Below are 9,807 nucleotides of genomic sequence, written 5' to 3' on the forward strand. Positions count from 1 at the left end.
GGCCGGCGGCGCTCAGCCGCTCAGCGGCGGGAAGCGGTTCAAGGTGATCGCCTCGGCGCGGCGGACCTCGTCGGCCGGGCTGAACTGCACGTACTCGGTGCCCGGCGCGGTGCGCACGGGGACGTGCCCGGGCGGGGCGTAGAACGCCTCCCCGGCCTGGTACACCTCGTAGTGGTCGGGGTAGCGCAGGACCAGCTCGCCCTTGAAGACGTAGCCCCAGTGCGGGCACTGGCACCGGCCCTCCGGCAGGTCCTTGAGCAGGGGGGTGAGGTCGACGTCCTCGCGGAAGGTGCGGAAGTCCACCGTGTAGGGTTCGAGGTCCTCGGAGAGCTCGACGACCGGGCCGTAGTCCCCGCCCTGGGTGGCGGTGTGCCGGGAGACCTTGGGCATCGGATTCACTTCCCTTCCGGGAAAGAGGGCGTCGCCGCGGTGCTCGCGCGATGTGGAAGTGACGCCCCCATGGTGCGCGTCCCGCAGCCCCCGGTCCACTTGGATCTCGGGCCGGGCTGTCCCGCCGTACGCCCGGTTTTGCCATGTACCTGAACGGAAGGCGGAATCCGTGCCGTCATGCCGACGGCTGCCCCTGACAGCGTTGTTCCACATCGCCCCGGACGGCAGACGGTCCTTGATCGGACGGCGAGTGCAGCGGGTTCGGCCTCGCGTTGCCGGTCCGCCTTCGAGATTGCGCCTTCAGGACGGACGTGGATCGCATTCTTGACACGGCAGGCCGCCTGCCTCGGCGGCGCCCTGCACAAGGTTCCCGCTCCCGGCACCTCCCAATGCCGCTCCGCGTGCGGATTCACCGCGCCGGGCAGCCGGGAGTCCCAGGCCGCGCTCGTGTGCAGGAACTCCGGCTGCGGCTGGTCGGGCAACGCCGACCGCAACGCGGCCCGGAACATCCCGCACCCGTACCGGACGGGCCACGCGCTCGTCCCGGCTGCCGGGAGGGCACTTCAAACCCAGGTCGGCGATGTCGGGTCGAGTTCGAGGAGAGGGGCGAGCTCAACGGACTGTCGACCTGCGACCGCCAGGTGCTCAAGCCGGACGCGGCACGGCTGAAGGCCGCTCAGGAGGCGCTGATCCGCGACGCGTCGCGCGCGACACCCGCGGGTTGCCCGGCCGGCCGACCCGCAGACCCGATCATGCAGGCAATGACGTCTTCCCGGGAGGTCTTCCTGCATGAGATGGACCCGGCGCCTGCGCCTGTGCGTGGCGGGGGCGGTGGCGGCGTCCGCGCTGACCGCCGCTCCCGCCACCGCACGGGCCGCCGAAGCGCGTGACGGCCGGCTCACCGATCTGGTCGACCCGTTCATCGGCACCGCGAACGAAGGCAACACCTTTCCCGGCGCGGCCGTGCCCTTCGGCATGGTGCAGCTCTCGCCGGACACCGGTCACAGCACCGGCTACGACCACGCCCACGACCGCGTGCGCGGCTTCTCCCTGGTCCACCTCTCCGGTGTGGGCTGCCGCATCGGCGGCGACCTGCCGACGCTGCCGACCACCGGGGAGGTCACACGGACGGACTACGCGCAGTACGCGGCCCCCTTCCGCCACGACGACGAGCAGGCGAGCCCCGGCTACTACGGGGTCGGCCTCGGCAGCGGCATCCGGGCCGAGCTGACGGCGACCGCCCGCACCGGAGTGCAGCGCTACACCTTCCCCGCCACGGACAAGGCCAACGTCCTGCTCAACGCCGGTCAGGCGCTGCACCGGACGGTGTCGAGCACGGTGGAGATCCTGGACGACCGCACGGTGCGGACCGCGATCACCGGTCGCGGCTTCTGCAAGGACACCGTGCCGTACACCGTCTGCACGATCACCCGCTTCGACCGGCCCTTCACGGCGTACGGCACCTGGGACGGCGCCACCGTCACCGAGGGTTCGAGGGCGGGGCGCGGGGGAGCGTACCTCCGCTTCGACACCACCCGCGACCGCACCGTCGAGGCGACGACCGCGCTGTCGTACGTGGACGCGGCCGGTGCGGCGGGCAACCTGGCGGCGGAGGGCGGGCGTTCCTTCGACGCCGTGCGCGACGCCGCCCGGCGGGCCTGGGAGGACCGGCTGCAGGACGTGCGGGTGTCCGGCGGGGACGCCACTTCGCGCCGCACCTTCTACTCGGCGCTGTACCGCTCCTTCCTCGAACCCGGCGTCGGCAGCGACGCCGACGGCCGCTACACCGGCTGGGACCGGCGCGTCCACCGGGCCGAGGGCTTCACCTACTACCAGAACTGGTCGCTGTGGGACACCTACCGCACCCAGGCCCAGCTCCTCGCCCTGCCGGCGCCGGCCGAGTCGCGGGACATGGCGATCTCCGTGATCAGGATCGCGGAGGAGAGCGGCTGGCCGCCCAAATGGGGCTACGGCACCGTCGAGACGAACGTCATGACGGGCGACCCCGTCACCCCGTACCTGACCAACGCCTTCCACCAGGGCCTGCTCAAGGGCTACGAGGAGCGGGCGTACCGCGCCCTGAGGCGGAACGCCGACGGGGTGCCGCCCGCGGGCTCCCCGGCCGTGGGCCGCGACGCCAACCCGGACTACCTGGCCCGTGGCTTCGTCCCGTACGTCGAGGGGCACCAGCCGCCGAAGCCCGGCCACTCCGACTACGCCTTCGGGGCCTCGGCGACGCTGGAGTACGCCCTGTCGGACGGGATGCTCGCCCAGATGGCCCGCGCCCTCGGCCACCACGAGGACGCCGCGCGGTACGCCGCCCGCTCGCGCAACTACCGCACCCTCCTCGACCCCTCGACCGGTTTCTTCCGCGCCCGCGACGCCTCCGGCGCCTTCACCGGACCGGCGGACCCGGCGCGGAGCGTCGGCTTCCACGAGGGCACGTCCTGGCAGTACCAGTGGCTGGTGCCGCAGGACCTGTCCGGCGTGATCGGCCTCATCGGCGGCAGGCGGGCCGCCAACGACCGCCTCGACGCCTTCTTCGCCTACGACCGGCTCCTGCGCGATCCGGAGCGCACCGCCCGCGACGTGTGGGTGCACGGACCGTACGCCTACTACACCGCCGACAAGTACAACCCGCTCAACGAGCCGGACCTCGCAGCCCCGTACACCTACCTGTCGACGGGGCAGCCGTGGAAGACGGCCGACGTGGTGCGCGCCGCGCTGACCCTGTTCACCGACGAGCCGGCCGGGCTGACCGGCAACGACGACCTGGGCACCATGTCCGCCTGGAACGTGCTGTCCTCCATCGGCCTGTTCCCGGTCCAGCCCGGCTACCCGACCTGGGCCCTGTCCACGCCGGTCTTCGAACGCGTCGACCTCCGCCTGGACCGGCGCCACCACCCGCGCGGCGGCCTGACCATCACGGCGCCGGGCACCTCACGGACGGACCACTACATCCAGACGGTCGCTGCCGACGGGGTGACGCACGACCGGACGTATCTGACCACCGACGCCCTGCGGTCCCTGGGCACCCTGCACTACACCGTGGGCCCGCGTCCCTCGCGGTGGGGGACGTCGGAGCAGGCCGCGCCGCCCGTGCTGCGGTGACGGCGACACGCGCCAAAGGCCCCATGTGTCCCGCTGCTTTCTCCGCGGACGGGACTTAATCTGCTGTTAACTGTGCGTAGCTTGATCGTACTTGACCGTAATCGGTCGAGAGCGGTTGACTGCAGACTCATCCACCGTCGACGCGAGGCAAGCCATTGACTCCCGACCTGCTCGCTCCCCTCGACCTGGCGTTCTGGAACATCGAGTCCGCCGACCACCCGATGCACCTCGGCGCGCTCGGGATCTTCTCGGCCCACTCGCCCACCGCCGGAGCGCACGCGGCCGACCTGCTCGCCGCCCGCGCGGCCGGCGTGCCCGGCCTGCGCATGCGCATCCGGGACGTGTGGCGGCCGCTCGACCTGCGCCGGCCCCTCGCCCACGGCCTGCGCCAGCCGTTCAACTTCGGCGGCGCCGCCCGCGAGCCCGACCCAGGCTTCGACCCGCTGCACCACGTCCGGCTGCACGCCCCGGCCCGCGGCTTCCACGCCGAGGCCGGCCGGCTCATGCAGCGCCCGCTGGAGCGCGACCGCCCGCCGTGGGAGGCGCACGTGATCCCGGGCGAGGACGGCCTCTCCTTCGCCGTGCTGTTCAAGTTCCACCACGCCCTCGCCGACGGGCTGCGCGCCCTGACCCTCGCCGCGGCCGTGCTCGACCCGATGGACATGCCCGCCCCGCGACCCCGGCCGGCCGAGCCCCGGCGGGGTCTGCTGCCCGACGTGCGCAGGCTGCCCGACGCACTGCGCGGCGCCCTGTCCGACCTGGGCCGGGCCCTGGACATCGGCGCCTCCGTGGCCCGCTCGTCCCTCGTCACCCGCCCCACGCCGGCCCTCACCGCCGAGCCCACCGGAACCCGCCGCACCGCCGGCGCGGTCGTCGACATCGACGACGTGCACCTGGTGCGCAAGGCCGTCGGCGGCACCGTCAACGACGTACTGATCGCGGTCGTCGCCGGTGCCCTGCGGCGCTGGCTCGACGAGCGCGGCGACTCCAGCGAGGGCGTCGCGCCCCGCGCCCTGATCCCGGTCTCCAGGCGCCGGCCGCGCACCGCCCACCCGCAGGGCAACCGGCTCTCCGGCTATCTGATGGAACTCCCCGTCGGCGTCCCGGACCCGCTGCGCCGCCTCGGCGCCGTCCGCAGCGCCATGGACCGCAACAAGGACGCGGGCCCCCACCGGGGCGCGGGCGCCGTCGCGCTGCTCGCCGACCACGTACCGGCCCTCGGCCACCGGCTCGGCGGACCGCTCGTCGGCCAGGCCGCCCGGCTCTGGTTCGACATCCTGGTCACCAGCGTGCCGCTGCCCGGCGTCGGCCTGAAACTCGGCGGTCACCCGCTCACCGCGGTCTACCCCTTCGCACCGCTGGCCCGCGGCCAGTCCCTGGCGATCGCGATCTCGACCTACCGGGGCCAGGTCCACTACGGGTTCGTCGCCGACGCCAAGGCCGTCCCGGACCTCGGCCGCCTCGCCCACGCCGTGACCGAGGAGATGGAGACCCTGATCACGGTCTGCGGGCCCTGATCACCGCCGTTTTCCCTCATGGCCCGGCGCTGCCGTAAAATCCCCCGTTCGAAAGCGGGCGCGAGTCGGAGCGCCGCACGGGTGATCAGGGAACGGCAGCGCGATGACGGTGACAGACGACGGCTCGACGGCCACGGACGAGGCGGCGCACGGCCCCGGCATCGACCCCGAGCGCCTCGCCGTGTGCCTGAGTGTGCTGGAGGAGCTCGACCGGATCGAGGTCGACCACCCGGACGCGGTCCGGGTGCGCCGGGCCACCTCGCACATCTACCGCGTGGTCAAGCAGCGCCGCCGCCAGGAGCGCCGGGCCGCCAAGACCGCGCACGACAGGGCGGTCACCGAAGCCACGGCCACCGGTTCCGCGCAGCGGATCGACGACGAGACCGAGGGCATCCTCCCCTCGTCCACGACCGAGGCGGGGCAGATCGCGGGCATACTCCAGCGCCCGCGCTCCTGCTACACCTGCAAGACCCGCTACGTCGAGGTCGACTACTTCTACCACCAGCTCTGCCCGGCGTGCGCCGCCGAGAACCGCGCCCGCAGGGACGCCCGCGCCGACCTCACCGGCAAGCGCGCCCTGCTCACCGGCGGCCGTGCCAAGATCGGCATGTACATCGCGCTCCGGCTGCTGCGCGACGGCGCGCACACCACGATCACGACCCGTTTCCCGAACGACGCCGTCCGCCGCTTCAAGGCCCAGCCCGACAGCGACGAGTGGATCCACCGGCTGAAGATCGTCGGCATCGACCTGCGCGACCCCGCCCAGGTGGTCGCCCTCGCCGACTCGGTCGCGGCCGAGGGCCCGCTGGACATCCTGATCAACAACGCCGCCCAGACCGTACGGCGCTCCCCGCAGGCCTACAGCGAGCTGGTCGCCGCCGAGTCGGCCCCGCTGCCGGCCGGTGAGCTGCCCGCGGCCGAGGTGATCGGCACCTTCGGCTCCGGCGCGGTCGCCGAACTGCCGGTGGCGGGCGGCGGCGCGCTCACCGCCCAGGACGTCACCGACCTGGCCCTCGTCTCCGGCTCGGCGTCCCTGGAACGGATCGCGGCCGGCACGGCCATCGACGCGGGCGGCCTGGTGCCCGACCTGCACGACACCAACAGCTGGATCCAGAGCGTGGAGGAGGTCACGCCGGTCGAGCTGCTGGAGGTCCAGCTGTGCAACTCGACGGCGCCCTTCATCCTGATCAGCCGGCTGCGCCAGGTGATGGCGGCCTCGGCGGCCCGCCGCACCTACATCGTGAACGTCTCCGCCATGGAGGGCGTCTTCAACCGCGGCTACAAGGGAGCCGGCCACCCGCACACCAACATGGCCAAGGCCGCCCTGAACATGCTCACGCGCACCAGTGCCCAGGAGATGTTCGAGAAGGACCGCATCCTGATGACGGCCGTCGACACCGGCTGGATCACCGACGAGCGCCCGCACCCGGACAAGATCCGCCTGGCCGAGGCCGGCTTCCACGCCCCGCTCGACCTGGTCGACGGCGCCGCCCGCGTCTACGACCCGATCGTGCGCGGCGAGACGGGCGAGGACCTGTACGGCGTCTTCCTCAAGGACTACGCGCCCGGCAAGTGGTGAGCGAGGGCCTCCGGCCGACCGCGGACCGAATACGGGCCGGTCGCGAAGCCGGTGGCGCCGCCGCCCCGGCGCCTGCCCGCACGACCGGCCGGCCCGGCGCCCCGCACCGCCTTGCCGGCGACCGGCCGCGGCACGCCCACGCCTCCGGCGACGACGGCGGTCCCGCCCCGTGGTCCGGAGGACGACGTCACCGGCGCACGGTCTGCGCGGGGTGAGTGTGCCGGTCGGGCCGCAGCCGGCACCTCTCGTACCAGACGTCCCTGACGTCGTGCCGGCCTCCCTCGCCCAGCCGGGAGTTGCGTGCCACGACCAGCTCCAGGACCGTGCGCCAGTCCTCCAGGACGCCGGCGCCGAGGGCGTGGGTGCGGGCCTCCTCGGCCGCCTGGCGCAAGGACAGGGCGTCCTCGTCGAGCAGGTGGCCGGGGACCGCCGTATGCTGCCGTACGAGGCGGGAGACGCGCTCGCCGAGCAGATCACGGACCGCTTCGGCGACGAGGTCGGCCGAGCCCTTCCGGGGGCCCGCTCCCAGCAGGTGGCCGATGCCCTGGACCAGGCCCGCCACCTGGAGCTCCTTGTCGGCCGGGTGGCGCCGGCGCAGCAGGGCGGCGGTGCGCAGCGCGTGGTCGTGCGCGTCGACACCGCCGCCGTGGCCGCCCGGTGCGGTGGCAGCGCCCCGGCAGGCGTACAGCAAGTCCATCAGCGCCTCGACGCTGCGCAGCTCCATGCGTCGGTCCTCCCGAGAGACGGCCGTCGTGGTGGGTCGGTGGATCGGTGGATCGGTGGGTCATGGCGAACGGCGTCCATGATGTGACAAAACGTCTTGTAAATGGTCGAATCAACACGCGCGACTTCGGATAGTTACCTGCTCTTTGCAGCCCTATCGAGCGGGAGGCCGCTCATTTGGTTAATCTGGAGCGGACGGGCAGCACCAAGGGGTCCCATCCACACCCATGGTCCGTCCCGGGGCGAGCCGGTGCACAACGGCCTGCCCGGACCTCAGTTGCCGGCGCCACCGCGTCCGAGATGGCTTTGAAGCAGACCCGAACGGGCGTCAGGTACCGCTGTGCGAAGCGGTCGGGGAGCCCCGAGGGTGACCGACACATAAGGAGTGCGCGGTGACACCGGAGAAGACGAATCGCGATCAGCACCCCATGGAAAGCACGGAGCGCGCGGGCCGGAAGGCCGGAGACCTCTGCTGCCTCGACGTGTGGGCCCGGTCCGCCCCGATCCGCCTGGCGGGCTACGAGGACGACCTCGCCGAGCCGCACATCCTGCCCAGCGTGGACTGACCGGGCGGGAACCGTCGTGATCGCCGACAGCATGGGCGTGCGAGACTCACGCCCATGCTGATCAGAGAAGCCACGGCCGACGACTGGCCGCGGATCTGGCCTTTCTGGCACCGGATCGTCGCCGCCGCCGAGACCTACACCTGGGACCCGGACACCTCCGAGGAGGACGCCCGGGCGCTGTGGATGAACCCGGCCAAACGCGTGTACGTCGCCGAGGACGACACCGGGGCGGTCGTCGGCTCCGCCTACGTCACGCCCAACTACGGCGGCCCCGCCGCCGGCGTCGCCAACGCGGGCTTCATGGTCGACCCCGACCGGGCCGGCCAGGGCATCGGCCGCGCCCTCGCCGAGTACATCCTCGCCGCCGCCGAGGCCGCCGGCTACCGGGGCATGGTCTTCAACGCCGTCGTGGAGACCAACCCGGCCGTCGAACTGTGGACCTCCCTGGGCTTCCGGATCCTCGGCACGGTGCCGGAGGCGTTCGAACACCCCCGGCACGGCCTGGTCGGGCTGCACATCATGTACAAGGCGTTCCAGCGCTAGGCCCTGTCGTCACACCTTCCCGTCGTCCGCCCGAGGGGCGGGCCGCGCGGCGCCCGGTGCCGGTGGCACCTCCCACGCCCTCCGGGCAGTGGGGGAGCGTCGCGCGGCTGGGGGCACCTCCCGGCCCAAGGCTGGGGGAGTCAATGTGACGACAGGGCCTGGAGGCCGGCCGTCCTCCGCCACGGGTGCAGCGTCTCGATCCGCTCCGCCAGGTCCAGCAGGTCCGCCTCCGAGCCCGGACGGCCCACCAGTTGTACGGCGCAGGGGGCGCCGGAGGGCAGCGTGCCGAACGGCACCGCCATCGCGGGCCAGCCGGTCAGGTTCCACGGCGGTGTCATCGGCGAGTAGCCGGTGTTGGCCAGCACATTGCGCAGCCAGCCCCGCTCGTGCCAGGGCCCGGCCTGCGGGGAGCGGCGGGCCAGCGCCGGGGTGAGCAGCACGTCGTACTCGGCGAAGAACGGCTCCAGCCGCCGGCGCAGCCGCTCCCGCTGCGTACTCGTGCGCACCCCGTCCAGGAACCGCCGCCCGACGGCGGCGTGCGCCCGGGTACGCCGGGCCAGCCGCCGCGGGTCCAGTCCCGCCGCGTCCACGGCCGTGCCCGCCGACCAGTGCCGCAGGGCCGTGACGCCCAGCGACACCGGATACGGCGGGTCCGCGCGGCGCACCCGGTGACCGGCCCCGGCCAGCAGGCGTGCCGCGTCCCTGGTGGCGGCGGCGTACGGCTTGCTCACGGCGACCCCGGCGAGCGGGCTGCGCACGGACACGGCGATCGTGCGCGTGGCCGTCTCCCGCCCGCGCACGACCTCGGTGTCCGCCAGGACGGAGAGCATCAGCCGGGCGTCCTCGACGGTCGTGGCCAGCGGGCCGTTCTCGGACATGCCGAACCAGTCGCCGTCGCCGATGCCCGCGGGCACCACCCCGTGGCCCGGCTTGATGGTGACCAGCCCGCAGTTGGCGGCCGGGATGCGCAGCGAGCCCATGCCGTCGTTGCCCAGGGCGATCGGGACCAGACCGGCCGCGACCGCCGCCGCGCTGCCGCCCGACGAGCCGCCCGCCGTCCGGGTGGTGTCCCACGGGTTGCGGGCGGTGCCGTACATCCCCTCCGTGGTGCCGAAGACGCACAGCTCCGGCACGTTCGTCAGCCCGACGACCACCGCGCCCGCCGCCCGCAGCCGGGCCACCGCGACATGGTCCTGCTCGGCGGGCGTGTCCGGGGTCGCGGCCGAACCCACGCGGCAGGACTCGCCGCGCACCGCCAGGTTGTCCTTGACGGCCACCGGCACGCCCGCGAGCGGCAGTCCGGACAGGTCGCCCCGGGCCGCCACCTCGTCGGCCTCGGCGAGCGCGGCCTCGGCGCGGACGGTACGGAAGGCGCCGA

At 73.4% G+C, this 9,807-nt stretch carries 8 protein-coding genes and 1 pseudogene; 6 read left to right on the top strand and 3 right to left on the bottom strand.

All coding sequences use genetic code 11. From position 1 onward, the window contains the following. Positions 1 to 12: 12 nt before the first annotated feature. The gene (locus tag RH94_RS18430) at positions 13 to 390 is read right to left on the bottom strand and encodes a cupin domain-containing protein (protein WP_073948663.1); all 378 of its coding nucleotides are present in this window, start codon (positions 388 to 390) and stop codon (positions 13 to 15) included. A 177-nt stretch (positions 391 to 567) separates the two neighbouring features. Here RH94_RS18430 and RH94_RS46695 point away from each other — a divergent pair. From RH94_RS46695 to RH94_RS18450, 4 genes and pseudogenes are all read left to right on the top strand, one after another. Next, a pseudogene (locus tag RH94_RS46695) lies at positions 568 to 888 on the top strand (zinc ribbon domain-containing protein); the annotation flags it as partial. 291 nt (positions 889 to 1,179) lie between these two features. Further along, positions 1,180 to 3,501 carry a GH92 family glycosyl hydrolase gene (locus RH94_RS18440; RefSeq protein ID WP_073948664.1) on the top strand — a complete coding sequence of 774 codons (2,322 nt, stop codon included), beginning with the start codon at positions 1,180 to 1,182 and terminating at the stop codon, positions 3,499 to 3,501. A 155-nt stretch (positions 3,502 to 3,656) separates the two neighbouring features. Beyond that, a complete protein-coding gene (locus RH94_RS18445; protein ID WP_073948665.1) occupies positions 3,657 to 5,018 on the top strand; it encodes a wax ester/triacylglycerol synthase family O-acyltransferase in 1,362 nt (453 codons plus the stop codon). Between the two features lie 103 nt (positions 5,019 to 5,121). Then, positions 5,122 to 6,597, top strand: a complete 1,476-nt coding sequence (locus RH94_RS18450; RefSeq protein ID WP_073948666.1) for an SDR family NAD(P)-dependent oxidoreductase — start codon at positions 5,122 to 5,124, stop codon at positions 6,595 to 6,597. A 187-nt stretch (positions 6,598 to 6,784) separates the two neighbouring features. On the opposite strand, the gene RH94_RS18455 is transcribed toward RH94_RS18450, so the two are convergent. Beyond that, positions 6,785 to 7,321 carry a hypothetical protein gene (locus tag RH94_RS18455; protein WP_234425863.1) on the bottom strand — a complete coding sequence of 179 codons (537 nt, stop codon included), beginning with the start codon at positions 7,319 to 7,321 and terminating at the stop codon, positions 6,785 to 6,787. Positions 7,322 to 7,748: 427 nt separating this feature from the next. Here RH94_RS18455 and RH94_RS41450 point away from each other — a divergent pair, with 427 nt between their 5' ends. Both RH94_RS41450 and RH94_RS18460 read left to right on the top strand, forming a co-directional pair. Continuing rightward, positions 7,749 to 7,886, top strand: a complete 138-nt coding sequence (locus RH94_RS41450; RefSeq protein WP_199880994.1) for a hypothetical protein — start codon at positions 7,749 to 7,751, stop codon at positions 7,884 to 7,886. Positions 7,887 to 7,940: 54 nt separating this feature from the next. Further along, the gene (locus RH94_RS18460; RefSeq protein ID WP_073948667.1) at positions 7,941 to 8,429 is read left to right on the top strand and encodes a GNAT family N-acetyltransferase; all 489 of its coding nucleotides are present in this window, start codon (positions 7,941 to 7,943) and stop codon (positions 8,427 to 8,429) included. A gap of 140 nt (positions 8,430 to 8,569) precedes the next feature. On the opposite strand, the gene RH94_RS18465 is transcribed toward RH94_RS18460, so the two are convergent. Beyond that, a partial coding sequence (locus tag RH94_RS18465) for an amidase (RefSeq protein ID WP_079189095.1) occupies positions 8,570 to 9,807 on the bottom strand: 1,238 nt, incomplete at its 5' end.

Origin of the sequence: Streptomyces kebangsaanensis (assembly GCF_001906585.1) — a bacterium.
Lineage (GTDB): Bacteria > Actinomycetota > Actinomycetes > Streptomycetales > Streptomycetaceae > Streptomyces > Streptomyces kebangsaanensis.

Bases quoted from the DNA above. Each gene is read 5' to 3' on its own strand.
- RH94_RS18440 (WP_073948664.1), top strand. From the start codon at position 1,180: ATGAGATGGACCCGGCGCCTGCGCCTGTGCGTGGCGGGGGCGGTGGCG.
- RH94_RS18455 (WP_234425863.1), bottom strand. From the start codon at position 7,321: ATGGAGCTGCGCAGCGTCGAGGCGCTGATGGACTTGCTGTACGCCTGC.
- RH94_RS18430 (WP_073948663.1), bottom strand. From the start codon at position 390: ATGCCCAAGGTCTCCCGGCACACCGCCACCCAGGGCGGGGACTACGGC.
- RH94_RS18460 (WP_073948667.1), top strand. From the start codon at position 7,941: ATGCTGATCAGAGAAGCCACGGCCGACGACTGGCCGCGGATCTGGCCT.
- RH94_RS18450 (WP_073948666.1), top strand. From the start codon at position 5,122: ATGACGGTGACAGACGACGGCTCGACGGCCACGGACGAGGCGGCGCAC.
- RH94_RS41450 (WP_199880994.1), top strand. From the start codon at position 7,749: ATGGAAAGCACGGAGCGCGCGGGCCGGAAGGCCGGAGACCTCTGCTGC.